This window comes from Pantoea sp. UYEF8, assembly GCF_040546285.1.
Lineage (GTDB): Bacteria > Pseudomonadota > Gammaproteobacteria > Enterobacterales > Enterobacteriaceae > Pantoea > Pantoea brenneri.
Map to the genome: position 1 here is coordinate 1 of NZ_JBEPNM010000020.1, position 12,987 is coordinate 12,987.

Sequence of the window (12,987 nt, forward strand, 5' to 3'; positions counted from 1 at the left end):
GAAGTTTTTCTCCGGCGGCGCAGTCTCCTGTGCCTCTCAACCCGGCGGCCGGTAAGCCGTTGTTCCGTGTCGATGGAGGCGCATTATAGGGAGTTGTTCGGCAGGCGCAACCAGTAAATTGCATAAAAACAACCGTTCGCTGCATTCCACAGCAAAAGCCCCTGTTATACGCAGTTACGCACAAACTTATCCACATTCATCGGCCACAGCGAATTTAGGCGAGCATCACGCAAACGTTTTCGCTACAATGCCCGGCGACGTAACGGACGCCCCTTTTCGGGGCGTTACCTGAAGTTTTCGATCTTTTCTTCTTATATAAGCAAAGGAAGGATCGTTAAGCTTGATGTAACGCTCTTATATACGCGAAACAAAGCCAAGGGATAAAACCACCATGCAACAACGTCGTCCTGTACGCCGCGCTCTGCTCAGTGTGTCTGACAAAGCCGGTATCCTCGAATTTGCTCAGGCGCTCGCTGACCGCAGTGTCGAGCTGCTCTCCACAGGTGGCACGGCTCGCCTGCTGGCGGATGCGGGCCTGCCTGTCACTGAAGTCTCTGACTACACCGGCTTCCCGGAAATGATGGATGGACGCGTCAAAACCCTGCACCCGAAAGTGCACGGCGGCATTCTGGGCCGTCGCGGCCAGGATGATGCCATCATGGCGCAGCACGACATCAGCCCAATCGATATGGTGGTGGTAAACCTGTATCCCTTTGCCCAGACGGTGGCACGTGAAGGATGTTCGCTGGAAGATGCCGTTGAGAACATCGATATCGGCGGCCCGACTATGGTGCGCTCCGCTGCAAAGAACCATAAAGATGTGGCGATCGTAGTGAAGAGCAGCGACTATCCGGCTATCGTGGCCGAGATGGATGCGAATCAGAACGCCCTGACCCTTGAAACCCGCTTCGACCTCGCCATTAAAGCCTTCGAGCATACAGCCGCCTACGACAGCATGATCGCTAACTATTTTGGATCGCTGGTGCCGGCCTATCATGGCGAACGCGGCCAGCCAGCCGGTCGCTTCCCGCGTACCCTTAACCTGAACTTCATTAAGAAGCAGGATATGCGCTATGGCGAAAACAGCCATCAGGATGCGGCCTTCTATATAGAAGAGAATGTGGCGGAAGCGTCCGTCGCTACCGCACAGCAGGTTCAGGGCAAGGCCCTTTCTTATAACAACATTGCCGATACCGATGCGGCGCTGGAATGCGTAAAAGAGTTCAGCGAGCCAGCCTGTGTCATCGTTAAACATGCTAACCCGTGCGGCGTCGCGGTCGGTGATTCTCTGCTGACGGCCTATGAGCGTGCCTGGCAGACCGACCCGACCTCCGCATTCGGCGGCATCATCGCCTTTAACCGCGAGCTGGATGAAGCAACCGCGCAGGCCATTATCAGCCGTCAGTTTGTTGAAGTGATCATTGCGCCTGCAGTTTCCGAGGCGGCTTTGAAAATTACCGCGACCAAACAGAATGTCCGGGTGCTGATCTGCGGTCAGTGGCAAAACCGGGTGGCAGCGCTGGACTTCAAACGGGTTAATGGCGGCTTACTGGTGCAGGATCGCGATCTCGGTATGGTCGATGCCAGCCAGCTGCGCGTGGTCAGCAAACGCCAGCCAACGGAGCAGGAACTGCGTGATGCGCTGTTCTGCTGGAAAGTGGCGAAGTTCGTTAAGTCTAACGCCATTGTTTATGCGCGCGACAATATGACTATCGGTATCGGCGCTGGCCAGATGAGCCGCGTCTATTCCGCTAAGATTGCCGGCATCAAAGCGGGCGATGAAGGGCTGGAAGTGAAAGGCTCGGCGATGGCGTCTGACGCCTTCTTCCCGTTCCGCGACGGTATTGATGCGGCAGCGGCGGTAGGTATCAGCTGCGTGATTCAGCCTGGCGGCTCGATCCGTGATGACGAAGTGATCGCCGCAGCCGATGAACACGGCATAGCGATGATCTTTACTGATATGCGCCACTTCCGCCATTAATCGTTTGGAGAGTTACAGATGAAAATTTTAGTGATTGGCAATGGCGGACGTGAGCACGCATTAGCCTGGAAAGCTGCACAGTCTCCGCTGGCGGAAACTGTGTTTGTGGCACCGGGCAACGCTGGCACCGCATTAGAGCCGGCGCTGCAAAATGTGGCGATCGCCGCCACTGACATCCCTGCCCTGCTGGCCTTTGCACAACGCGAAGCCATCGATCTGACCATCGTCGGCCCTGAAGCGCCACTGGTGGCGGGCGTGGTCGATGCGTTTCGCGCTGCCGGCCTGAACATTTTTGGCCCGACCCAGGCAGCCGCTCAGCTGGAAGGCTCAAAAGCCTTCACCAAAGATTTTCTTGCCCGCCATCAGATCCCGAGTGCCGAATACCAGAACTTCACCGAGGTTGAGCCTGCGCTGGCCTATCTGCGTGAGAAAGGCGCACCGATCGTCATTAAGGCTGACGGTCTGGCTGCGGGCAAAGGCGTGATTGTGGCGATGACGTTGCAGGAAGCGGAAGCGGCGGTTCAGGATATGCTGGCCGGCAATGCTTTTGGCGATGCCGGCCACCGGATTGTGATCGAAGAGTTTCTCGACGGTGAAGAAGCCAGTTTCATCGTCATGGTCGATGGCGAGCATGTCCTGCCAATGGCCACCAGCCAGGATCACAAACGCGTCGGCGACGGCGATACCGGCCCGAACACCGGCGGTATGGGCGCCTATTCTCCGGCACCGGTGGTTACCGATGAGATCCACCAGCGGGTGATGGATCAGATTATCTGGCCAACGGTGCGTGGCATGGCCGCTGAAGGTAACGTCTATACCGGCTTTCTCTATGCCGGCTTGATGATCGATCAATCCGGTCAGCCTAAAGTGATCGAATTTAACTGCCGCTTCGGCGATCCGGAAACTCAGCCGATCATGCTGCGTATGCAGTCGGATCTGGTCGATCTTTGCCTGGCAGCCTGTGCCGGCACGCTGGATCAGAAAACCTCTGAGTGGGATCCACGGCCGTCACTGGGCGTGGTGCTGGCGGCGGGCGGCTATCCGGGCGATTACCATCAGGGCGATCAGATTCACGGTCTGCCCCTGGAAGAGGTTGAGGATGGCAAGGTATTCCACGCCGGAACACGCCTGGAAGACGATTTAGTGCTTACCAACGGTGGCCGGGTACTGTGCGTTACCGCGCTGGGCGACGATGTGGCGGCGGCCCAACAGCGGGCTTATCAGCTGGCTCAGCCGATTTCCTGGCAAGGCAGTTTCTGCCGCCGCGATATTGGCTACCGCGCTATTAACCGCAAATAAGTCAAAGGGGCACTGTGTGCCCCTTACTCCTGCGCTTACATATCCTCTTCTTTCGGCTGCTGTGCGCAGTCATCCTGCTGGCTTAGCCGCAACAGTTGCACCCCTTCCGGCGCTTCCAGCCATGAAACCATCAATGGCGAGGCCGACCCACGCTGCTGCTGCGCCAGCGTCCGTAAGGCATCGCTATCGAAGGCGGGCCTGACCTGCTGGCCTTCACAGCTTTCGATCAAATTGCCGCCCTGCCAGTGACCCTGGCGCAGGAATATCCGGCCGCTGAGCAGCGCGTCACTAACGTGGCGCATCCGCTGGGCGTCGAACTTATACAACTCAACCGCATCCGGACTGACCGCTTCGCGCCGGCCAGCCAGCTGGCGCTGCATAAAGTTAAGGCCGCCTTCCTGGTCAAACCGTAAGGTGACGTCATCGGGATGCTCGCCTTTGACCTGACGATGAACGCTGATTAACGCCTCTTCCAGCCAGATGTAATCGGTAATTTCCCCTTCACCGCTGGCGAACGGGGTAAAAATGGTGCGGATATGGACCGACTGGTGATCGTTATTCTTGCGCCAGATGCGCACGACGCCACGGTCAGCAAGATAACCACTGGCAGAGAAAGGAGGAATATCGGGTGTTGAGCTGCAACCGAAAAGCAATAAGGAGAGAGACAGGGCGGAAAAACGCTGAAGCAGCGTGGTCATGATGGCAGGCCCCTTAAACAAAAGGGGCGAATCGCCCCCTGTTTTAAAGCTTAACCGCAGTGCGACGTCTTACTTAACGGCGTCTTTCAGCGCTTTACCAGACACGAATGCCGGTACATTTGCTGCAGCGATTTTGATCTCTTTGCCAGTCTGCGGGTTACGACCGGTACGCTCAGCGCGGTGGTTCACTTTAAAAGTACCAAAACCAACCAGTTGTACAGCATCACCATCTTTCAGAGACTCAGTGATCGCAGCCAGAGTAGATTCCAGCGCTGCCTTTGCCTGGGTTTTAGACAGGTCAGCTTTTTCTGCGATCACATCAATCAGTTGAGTCTTGTTCATAAGTTATCCTTAAAGTGTATTTATCGCTTGCTAAGCAACGAGTGCGAGGGAAAAGCCATATTCTGGCACTCTTCAGCCTGCACGCACCGATAGCCACAATTTTCAGCCCCCCAAATGTAGACCAGAGAGGGGGCCGATGTGAAGCCTCCAGGCGCGCTAATTCGGGCCTGAAGTCACGTTTTGTCGCCTTACTGCTGGAAATTTATACCGATGTTGCTAATTCCCGCTTCACGCAGGTCCGATCGCAGGCCTTTGATTAATTCAAGGTCACGCTCTTCGCACTCGGCAAGCAGGCGGAAAATCTCCCATTGAAGGTCCCATTCGTCAATGATGGCCGGGTTTTCACGAAGCTCTTCGTCGGTCATTTCGCGTCCAGCCTGGGTCATTTCCAGCATGGCAACGGTAGTAATTGAGGTCTCGCTGACTTCAATCGCGTGCTCAAGTGTGTCGCCGCTCAGCTGCGCATGAACCACTTCGCTTAATGCCACGCAGGCATCAATCGCCGGATACACACCGTAAACCTCAAACGCATCACCATCAGGAATGGCAGCTTCAAGTTTTTCCAGCTGGCTGTCGAAGTTGATCTTCGCATCTTTGACCGTCAGGTTTTCCCAGATCAGATCAAGAATGCGGCGATAGAGTGCCGGATCGGCAAATTCGGTCTGCTCGCAGAATGCCCGATAATTCGGGTACATACGCTCACACAGGCAGGCCATAAAAGTAAGATGCTGCCAGCTTTCCAGCTTCGCCAGACGCAGATGAACGGGATTTTGTAACATAAAGGTGGCTCTTATTCGTTTCGCTGGCGGCAGTGTAACTGCAAAAGCGCAGCACAAACAGTGTTAAAGCGCGTTTTGCCAGCGCTGGAAAGCGGTTCGGTTCGAGGCAACCGCGTCGGCCCAGCGGGTCGGTTCCGGCAGCCGGTAACCACGCGTACAGTTTTCGACCCACTGCAGCGCGGTATCCAGGCTGACACGATGACCGGTGGCGACAAACAGCGGATTGCAACGCTGCTTGCTGCGCCATACCCAGCCTATCTGTTCGCCTTTGTCGATCAGTGGCTGACGACTGCCAGGCTGCGCATCCAGATCGGCAAACCGGCCACACAGACGACTTTTCGCGACACCAATGGTGGGCACATCGACCAGCAGGCCAAAATGCGACGCAACGCCGAGCCGTCGGGGATGGGAGATACCGTGACCGTCGACAAACAGCAGATCCGGTTTTTGCTCCAGCATCTGCCATGCGGCCATCAACGCCGGATACTCACGGAAGGAGAGAAAGCCGGGAATGTAAGGCATGGTGGTCTCAATACGCGCAATGCGATGTTCCACCAGCGTTAGCGAAGGCCACTCCAGCACCACCAGCGCCGCCCGGGTGACGGCACCTTCCTGTTCAAATCCGACGTCCGCCCCGCCAACAAAGCGCGGCGGCAATACGTCAAAGTCATCTTCACGCACCACATCAGCGGCGCGTTGCAACTGCTCAGCGCGAAGTGCGGCAATATCCATGGTTACTCCTGATGGAAAGGACGCGATAAACGGTGCACCGCTTCAACAAACACGCCCGCATTTTCCGGCGGGACATCCTGATGAATACCGTGACCGAGATTGAAAACATGACCGGTGCCATTGCCAAAGCGCTGCAGAATCCCGGCCACTTCCTGTTCAATACGGGCGGGTGGCGCATAGAGCATTGAAGGATCCATGTTGCCCTGCAGCGCAACTTTGTCACCGACACGGCGGCGTGCATCGTCGATATCTGTGGTCCAGTCGAGGCCCAGCGCATCGCAGCCGGTTTCGGCCATCGCTTCCAGCCACTGCCCGCCCCCTTTGGTGAACAGGGTAATCGGCACCCGACGACCGTCGTTTTCACGCAGCACGCTATCGACGATTTTGTGCATGTAGTGCAGCGAGAACTCGCGATAATCACGGCCGGTCAGGACGCCGCCCCAGGTATCAAACACCATCACTGACTGCGCACCGGCGCGAATCTGGGCATTGAGATAGAGAATAACGCTGTCCGCCAGTTTATCCAGCATCGCATGCAGCGTGGCGGGATCGGCATACATCATCTTTTTGATTTTGGTGAACGCTTTGCTGCTGCCGCCTTCCACCATGTAGGTGGCCAGCGTCCACGGACTGCCGGTAAATCCGATCAGCGGCAGGTCGCCGTTCAGGCTTTTACGGATGGTGCGCACCGCGTTCATTACGTAACCCAGTTCCATTTCCGGATCGGGCACCGGCAAACGCTCTACATCTGCCCGGCAGGTAATTGTATGCGAAAAGCGCGGACCTTCGCCGGTTTCGAAATAGAGGCCCAGGCCCATCGCATCAGGGATAGTCAGGATGTCACTGAAGAGGATTGCAGCATCCAGCGGATAGCGGCGCAGCGGCTGCAGCGTCACCTCACAGGCCAGCTCAGCATTTTTACACAGCGACATAAAGTCACCCGCTTCGGCGCGCGTCGCTTTGTATTCTGGTAAATAACGTCCGGCCTGGCGCATCATCCACACTGGCGTTACATCTACTGGCTGACGTAACAGGGCACGCAAATAACGATCGTTCTTCAGTTCACTCATTTCATTACTCTCTCAATTTCAGGCGTGTAGTGTAGCACTTTCACGCTTCGGCGCGGCACAGGGCGACGGTATCTTCAATCAGGCGACGCGCCACGGTGCCCGGTGGCGGTAGCAAGGGTAAGGCATCAAAACGGAACCAGGCCGCATCCAGCAGCTCTTTGCCGTCATGTTGCAGATCGCCACTATCATATTCCGCCATAAACGCCGTCATCAGCGATTGCGGGAACGGCCACGGCTGGGAGGTGACGTAGCGGACATTTTTGACGCGGATATTGCTCTCCTCCATCACTTCACGTGCCACCGCCTGTTCCAGCGTCTCGCCGACTTCGACAAAGCCAGCCAGTACGGTATAGACGTTATTACGATGACGGGCGTGATTCGCCAGCAGGATCTCATCGCCACGCCGGATCGCCACGATAATGCAGGGCGCAATCTGCGGATAATAGCGCTCGCGGCAATGACTGCACAGGCAGGCAAACTCATGTTTGCTGTGGTGCATTTCGTGACCACAGTAGCCACACCAGCGATGGGAACGGTAGAACTCCGCCAGCTGCACGCCGCGTCCCGCCAGCTGAAACAGCCCCACATCCAGATCGATCAGTTGCCGTACCGAGAACATGCTCTCTGCACGTGGCTCGCAAATCAGCCAGACTTTTTCCCCCTGCCACTCGCCAATCTGTCGGGCTTTAGTACCCGTCAGACCGAAATTTTCGGCGCTTCCGTGGGGTAAATCACCTTGCGGCAACCAAAGTTTCTGCTCGTGGCTGACAATCCACCATCCAGCGTCTACGCTTGAGATTTCGCATTGCATTTATTTCGTCATCCTTAGCGTCAACTCGCACGCTGAAGTCCTGATGTTAAGTGTGTAGATGAACAACTATAACTCACATGGAGTTAGATATGCTTAACCAGTTAGACGTCCTGGCCGAACGCGTAGGTGGCAGTAACGAACTGGTCGATTCGTGGCTGGAAGCCCGTCGCCAGCTGTTAGTAACCTATTACCATCTGGTCGGACTTAAACCGAATAAAGAAGCCCTGACCCGCCTTGATGAGCAGGCGCTGGATAACTTTTGTCATGGCCTGGTCGATTATCTTTCCGCCGGTCACTTTAGTATTTATGAACGCATCATCAGTGAGATGAGTGGTGACAGCCCGATGATCGCGGCGGCCCAAATCTATCCCCCGCTGGAAGCCAACACTGAGCGCCTGATGCAGTTGTATGATGGCCATCTGCAGCAGGCGATCGATGATGATAACTGCATGACGTTCCAGCAGGCGCTATCTGAAGTCGGTGAAGTGCTGGAGGCGCGCTTTACGCTGGAAGACAAGCTGATCCAGCTGGCGTGGGATAACCATCTGGCACCACCGCCGGTGGCCAATGACAGCCAGATTGCTCGTCCGGCATAAGGTTAAACGCAGGTAAAGGGGTTGTGATTCAGTTGCAGCCCTTTTATGCTGAAGGGGTTCTGATGGCTGAGGCCAGAAGAACCCATTTTTTTCTGTTAGAACGTTAAGGTTTTTCGTCTTCAGCGGGCGCTCTGCCAGCCGCAGCGTAAAACCGCATTCTTGTCGGAGTGCCCAGTTGGGCTGAGACCGTTAATTCGGGATCCGCGGAACCTGATCAGGTTAGAACCTGCGAAGGGAACAAGAGTAAATATTGTCGGTACGCCAGTCTCTTGCACTGCCCGTGCTGTTACTCCTTCCGAACTCCGGACAAGCATCATTCCCACTCAACTGGAAGATTGCTATGTCTGACCCAAAAATGACCCGTCGTGAACAGCGTGCCCTGGCGCAGGAATTTATCGATTCACTGCAAGGCGGCAGCGCATTTCCCCGTTCTGAACGCATCTGGATTACCGGCAGTCGGGAGGATATTCGCGTACCGATGCGCGAAATCAGTCTCAGTCCGACCCCGGTCGGCGGCAGTAAAGATCAGCCACTTTATGAGCAGAATGAGGCGGTGCCGGTCTATGACACCGCCGGTGCCTATGGCGATCCCGCCGCGCAGATTGATCTGCATCGCGGGCTGACAAAGCTGCGGGCAGGTTGGATCGAAGAACGCAATGATAGCCAGCCACTGCCACAGCGCAGTTCAGACTATACCCAGCAGCGTCTGGCGGATGATAGCCTCGATCATCTGCGCTTTGACGCGCTGCCCACCCCGCGTCGCGCCCTTGCTGGCCGTTGCGTCACGCAGATGCATTACGCCCGCCAGGGCATCGTGACGCCGGAGATGGAGTTCATCGCCCTGCGGGAGAATATGGGCCGTGAGCGAATTCGCAGCGAGGTGTTACTGCAACAGCACCCGGGCCACAGTTTTGGCGCGCATTTGCCAGATAACATCACCCCGGAGTTTGTGCGTCAGGAAGTGGCGGCTGGCCGGGCGATTATTCCCGCCAACATTAACCATCCTGAATCGGAACCGATGATTATCGGGCGTAACTTCCTGGTCAAGGTGAATGCCAACATCGGCAATTCAGCGGTCAGCTCGTCGATTGAGGAGGAGGTAGAGAAACTGGTCTGGTCGACCCGCTGGGGCGCCGATACGGTGATGGATCTCTCTACTGGCCGTAATATTCATGAAACGCGCGAATGGATTTTGCGTAACAGCCCGGTGCCAATCGGCACAGTGCCGATTTATCAGGCGCTGGAGAAAGTGAACGGCGTGGCCGAAGCGCTCAACTGGGCAGTATTCCGCGATACGCTGCTGGAACAGGCTGAACAGGGAGTCGACTACTTCACCATTCATGCGGGCGTACTGCTGCGCTACGTGCCGATGACGGCAAAACGGCTGACCGGGATTGTCTCACGCGGCGGATCGATCATGGCGAAATGGTGTCTGTCGCATCATCAGGAGAGCTTCCTCTATCAGCATTTCCGCGAAATCTGTGAAATCTGCGCGGCCTACGATGTCTCACTGTCGCTGGGCGATGGCTTGCGTCCAGGCTCGATTCAGGATGCTAACGATGAAGCGCAGTTCGCCGAACTGCGAACGCTGGGCAAGCTAACGCAGATCGCCTGGGAATATGATGTGCAGGTGATGATTGAAGGCCCCGGCCACGTCCCGATGCATATGATCCGCCGTAATATGACAGAGCAGCTCGATCGGTGTCACGAGGCCCCCTTCTATACGCTTGGTCCCCTCACCACCGACATTGCGCCCGGCTATGACCACATTACCTCCGGTATCGGCGCCGCAATGATTGGCTGGTTCGGCTGTGCGATGCTGTGTTATGTCACGCCCAAAGAACATCTTGGTCTGCCAGATAAGGAGGATGTGAAGCAGGGTCTGATCACTTATAAAATCGCCGCTCATGCCGCCGATCTCGCCAAAGGCCATCCGGGCGCGCAGATCCGGGATAACGCGATGTCAAAAGCGCGCTTTGAATTCCGCTGGGAAGATCAGTTCAATCTGGCACTCGATCCGCATACGGCGCGCGCGATGCATGACGAAACATTGCCTCAGGCGTCCGGCAAGGTGGCCCATTTCTGCTCAATGTGCGGCCCTAAATTCTGCTCAATGAAAATATCTCAGGAGGTACGGGATTTTGCCGCACGCCAGCAAGCCAGCGCGCAGCCGATTGAGGTTGGCATGGCACAGATGTCTGAACAATTTCGCAGCCGGGGTGGTGAGCTTTATCATCCGGCAGATGCCATGAAGGAGGAGTAACTATGTCCGCATTTCCTACTACTGTGTCGCGTCTCGGCCTGTATCCGGTAGTCGATAGTGTTGAATGGATCGAACGCCTGTTAGATGCCGGCGTCCGTACCCTGCAACTGCGCATCAAAGATCAGTCGGACGAGGCGGCAGAAGCGGCCGTCGCCCAGGCCATTGCGCTGGGCAAACGCTACGATGCGCGCCTGTTCATCAATGACTACTGGCGGCTGGCGATAAAGCATCAGGCCTACGGTGTCCATCTGGGTCAGGAGGATCTGGCGGTGGCGGACCTGGCACAAATCCGCCAGGCGGGATTACGACTCGGCATTTCAACCCATGATGATGCCGAACTGGATCGTGCGCTGGCCCTTCAGCCCTCTTACATCGCGCTCGGGCATATTTTTCCGACCCGCACTAAACAGATGCCATCCGCGCCGCAGGGACTGGCAGAACTGCAGCGACATCTGGCCCGCCTGACGCACATTCCGACCGTGGCGATTGGCGGTATCTCCGTTGCGCGGGCACCCGCGGTGCTGGCGACCGGCGTTGGCGGCATTGCGGTGGTAAGCGCCATCACCGAGGCAGAGGACTGGCATGAAGCGACGCGTACCCTGCTGGCGCTGGCTGAACCGGCGCAGCCAGCGTGAGTATTGTTGGGTAACAGCGCGCAAAAATAATCAAACTGCTGTAACGGCAGCGATAAATCAGGAATACCGCGCGCAGTTAGCCAATCAGTCACTGGCGCGGTGTCAGACAGCCGTTTAGTGTGGCCTTCGTCAGGTACGGTTACCTGACCAGGGCCAGTTCCCTCCTCTTTCTGGCCCTGCTTCTTTCCTACTTAGCCACCAGCAAATCGGGCGCTAAGGCGGCAGGAAGATCATCATGCTGGCAGGCCTGCATCGCCCGCTCGACGGCTGCCCCTACCCGCGCCACCGCCTGTTCGGTTTGTTCAGTGATCGGCAAGCCGTAGTTTAAGCGCAGACAGTTACGGTATTTGCCCGAGGCGGAAAACAATGAGCCGACGGCGATCTGAATTTTAGATTCACGCAGTTCGCGATTAAGACGAACGGCATCAAAGGGCTCCGGCAACTCAATCCACATCAGGAAACCGCCCTGCGGACGGGACACGCAAATCCCACAAGGGAAGTAATGACGCACCCAGCAGCTGAAGGTTTCATAGTTGCGATGATAGATCTGCCGCATCCGCCGCAGATGGGGTTGATAATGGCCCTGACGAATAAACTCCGACACAGCATGTTGCGGTTGCGTGGCGGTAGAGCCGGTAACAATGTACTTCATATGCAGGACGCGGTCCCGGTAGCGGCCCGGTGCCACCCAGCCAACCCGTAATCCGGGTGCCAGCGTTTTAGAAAACGAGCTGCAGAGCAGGACCCGGCCATCCAGATCTAACGCTTTGATGGTCGGCGGACGCGGATATTCCCAGGCAAGCTCACCATAGACATCGTCTTCAATCACCGCGGCGTCAAAGCGTTGCGCCAGCGCCAGCAAGGCGCGTTTACGCGGTTCCGGCATAATGAAACCCAGCGGGTTATTGCAGTTCGGTACCACCACCACCGCTTTGATTGGCCACTGATCAAATGCCAGTTCCAGTGCTTCCAGACTGATGCCGGTCACCGCATCGGTGGGGATCTCAATGGCGCGAATGCCAAAGCCGCGTAGCGTCTGCATGATGCCGTGAAAGGAAGGTGACTCAACCGCGATGATATCGCCGGGCTCGCAGACCGCGCGTACTGCGACGGATAACGCTTCATGACAGCCGGTGGTGATCACAATGTCATCAGCGGTAAACTGACAGCCGCTATCGATCGCCAGACGCGCAATCTGTTGTCGCAGCGCGAGCACGCCGTACAGGTTGTCATAATTAAGCAGCGCCGTTTCCTGCTTCTGGGCCTGACGGCTAAATGCTTTCCACAGCGGCTTTAGCGTCGGCTGGGTCAGATCGGGCATGCCGCTGCCAAGTTGCAGCACGTCATCTTCCAGACGGCTGTTGATCAACTCCAGTACCGCGTCCCACTGGGTGACTTCAACCGGCCGCTGCGCAGGCCGCGTCAGTGCGGGTATCGGCGGGGTCGCTTTCCGTGATGCCACAAAATAGCCCGAACGCGACTGCGGTGTGATCATCTGCTTCTCTTCCAGCAGGTGATAGGCCTGTTGTACCGTACTGATGCTCACGCCATGTTCGGCGCTCAGGCTGCGTACTGAAGGAAGACGCTCTCCGCTGCGGTATAAGCCCTGTTCAATGCGCTGCGCCAGTAGCGTAGCCAGATGTTCATATCGGGTCATCGTATCCCCTCGTAGCAATTTTTAAAGCCTGAACCAGTACAGTTAGTCACTATTATTACCATTCAGATCGCACTGACAGCAATCTGTATGTTAAATAAAAGTGATTTTTGCATCTGTATCATAC

Annotated in this window: 12 protein-coding genes and 1 riboswitch; of the genes, 5 read left to right on the forward strand and 7 right to left on the reverse strand. The window is 56.5% G+C overall.

What is annotated here, in order from left to right:
* Positions 1–391: 391 nt before the first annotated feature.
* Both purH and purD read left to right on the forward strand, forming a co-directional pair.
* Positions 392–1,981: a bifunctional phosphoribosylaminoimidazolecarboxamide formyltransferase/IMP cyclohydrolase gene (gene purH / locus ABIB18_RS22200; protein WP_354475759.1), complete on the forward strand. Its 1,590-nt coding sequence runs from the start codon at positions 392–394 to the stop codon at positions 1,979–1,981.
* A gap of 18 nt (positions 1,982–1,999) precedes the next feature.
* The gene (gene purD, locus ABIB18_RS22205; protein WP_316554778.1) at positions 2,000–3,280 is read left to right on the forward strand and encodes a phosphoribosylamine--glycine ligase; all 1,281 of its coding nucleotides are present in this window, start codon (positions 2,000–2,002) and stop codon (positions 3,278–3,280) included.
* 35 nt (positions 3,281–3,315) lie between these two features.
* Here purD and ABIB18_RS22210 read toward each other — a convergent pair whose 3' ends face one another.
* The 6 genes from ABIB18_RS22210 to nudC form a co-directional block, all read right to left on the reverse strand.
* Positions 3,316–3,978 (reverse strand): DUF1481 domain-containing protein, encoded by a 663-nt coding sequence (locus ABIB18_RS22210; protein ID WP_069729838.1) that lies wholly within the window; start codon positions 3,976–3,978, stop codon positions 3,316–3,318.
* 69 nt (positions 3,979–4,047) lie between these two features.
* Positions 4,048–4,320: a nucleoid-associated protein HU-alpha gene (gene hupA, locus ABIB18_RS22215; protein ID WP_003850136.1), complete on the reverse strand. Its 273-nt coding sequence runs from the start codon at positions 4,318–4,320 to the stop codon at positions 4,048–4,050.
* 188 nt (positions 4,321–4,508) lie between these two features.
* On the reverse strand, positions 4,509–5,099 hold the full coding sequence (locus ABIB18_RS22220; protein WP_031376924.1) for a YjaG family protein: 591 nt from the start codon (positions 5,097–5,099) through the stop codon (positions 4,509–4,511).
* 63 nt (positions 5,100–5,162) lie between these two features.
* The gene (gene nfi, locus ABIB18_RS22225) at positions 5,163–5,831 is read right to left on the reverse strand and encodes a deoxyribonuclease V (RefSeq protein ID WP_354475762.1); all 669 of its coding nucleotides are present in this window, start codon (positions 5,829–5,831) and stop codon (positions 5,163–5,165) included.
* Positions 5,832–5,833: 2 nt separating this feature from the next.
* Positions 5,834–6,901, reverse strand: a complete 1,068-nt coding sequence (gene hemE / locus ABIB18_RS22230; RefSeq protein ID WP_354475764.1) for a uroporphyrinogen decarboxylase — start codon at positions 6,899–6,901, stop codon at positions 5,834–5,836.
* Between the two features lie 40 nt (positions 6,902–6,941).
* Positions 6,942–7,712: an NAD(+) diphosphatase gene (gene nudC / locus ABIB18_RS22235; RefSeq protein WP_069729839.1), complete on the reverse strand. Its 771-nt coding sequence runs from the start codon at positions 7,710–7,712 to the stop codon at positions 6,942–6,944.
* Positions 7,713–7,801: 89 nt separating this feature from the next.
* Between nudC and ABIB18_RS22240 the strand changes: the two genes are divergently transcribed.
* The 3 genes from ABIB18_RS22240 (at position 7,802) to thiE (ending at position 11,206) form a co-directional block, all read left to right on the forward strand.
* On the forward strand, positions 7,802–8,308 hold the full coding sequence (locus tag ABIB18_RS22240; RefSeq protein ID WP_031376920.1) for an Rsd/AlgQ family anti-sigma factor: 507 nt from the start codon (positions 7,802–7,804) through the stop codon (positions 8,306–8,308).
* A gap of 153 nt (positions 8,309–8,461) precedes the next feature.
* Positions 8,462–8,562: riboswitch (TPP riboswitch) on the forward strand.
* Between the two features lie 86 nt (positions 8,563–8,648).
* Positions 8,649–10,571, forward strand: coding sequence for a phosphomethylpyrimidine synthase ThiC (gene thiC, locus ABIB18_RS22245; protein ID WP_354475766.1), 1,923 nt, complete (start codon positions 8,649–8,651; stop codon positions 10,569–10,571).
* Positions 10,572–10,573: 2 nt separating this feature from the next.
* Complete coding sequence (thiE, locus tag ABIB18_RS22250) at positions 10,574–11,206, forward strand: thiamine phosphate synthase (RefSeq protein ID WP_354475768.1); 633 nt, start codon at positions 10,574–10,576, stop codon at positions 11,204–11,206.
* 187 nt (positions 11,207–11,393) lie between these two features.
* On the opposite strand, the gene ABIB18_RS22255 is transcribed toward thiE, so the two are convergent.
* Positions 11,394–12,863 carry an aminotransferase-like domain-containing protein gene (locus tag ABIB18_RS22255; RefSeq protein WP_069729842.1) on the reverse strand — a complete coding sequence of 490 codons (1,470 nt, stop codon included), beginning with the start codon at positions 12,861–12,863 and terminating at the stop codon, positions 11,394–11,396.
* Positions 12,864–12,987: the final 124 nt, after the last annotated feature.

What these genes read in the sequence shown, in the direction of transcription:
- ABIB18_RS22220 (WP_031376924.1), bottom strand. Translation starts at nt 5,099, where the DNA reads ATGTTACAAAATCCCGTTCATCTGCGTCTGGCGAAGCTGGAAAGCTGG.
- thiE (WP_354475768.1), top strand. Translation starts at nt 10,574, where the DNA reads ATGTCCGCATTTCCTACTACTGTGTCGCGTCTCGGCCTGTATCCGGTA.
- purH (WP_354475759.1), top strand. Translation starts at nt 392, where the DNA reads ATGCAACAACGTCGTCCTGTACGCCGCGCTCTGCTCAGTGTGTCTGAC.
- ABIB18_RS22255 (WP_069729842.1), bottom strand. Translation starts at nt 12,863, where the DNA reads ATGACCCGATATGAACATCTGGCTACGCTACTGGCGCAGCGCATTGAA.
- hupA (WP_003850136.1), bottom strand. Translation starts at nt 4,320, where the DNA reads ATGAACAAGACTCAACTGATTGATGTGATCGCAGAAAAAGCTGACCTG.
- ABIB18_RS22210 (WP_069729838.1), bottom strand. Translation starts at nt 3,978, where the DNA reads ATGACCACGCTGCTTCAGCGTTTTTCCGCCCTGTCTCTCTCCTTATTG.
- thiC (WP_354475766.1), top strand. Translation starts at nt 8,649, where the DNA reads ATGTCTGACCCAAAAATGACCCGTCGTGAACAGCGTGCCCTGGCGCAG.
- nfi (WP_354475762.1), bottom strand. Translation starts at nt 5,831, where the DNA reads ATGGATATTGCCGCACTTCGCGCTGAGCAGTTGCAACGCGCCGCTGAT.
- ABIB18_RS22240 (WP_031376920.1), top strand. Translation starts at nt 7,802, where the DNA reads ATGCTTAACCAGTTAGACGTCCTGGCCGAACGCGTAGGTGGCAGTAAC.
- nudC (WP_069729839.1), bottom strand. Translation starts at nt 7,712, where the DNA reads ATGCAATGCGAAATCTCAAGCGTAGACGCTGGATGGTGGATTGTCAGC.
- purD (WP_316554778.1), top strand. Translation starts at nt 2,000, where the DNA reads ATGAAAATTTTAGTGATTGGCAATGGCGGACGTGAGCACGCATTAGCC.
- hemE (WP_354475764.1), bottom strand. Translation starts at nt 6,901, where the DNA reads ATGAGTGAACTGAAGAACGATCGTTATTTGCGTGCCCTGTTACGTCAG.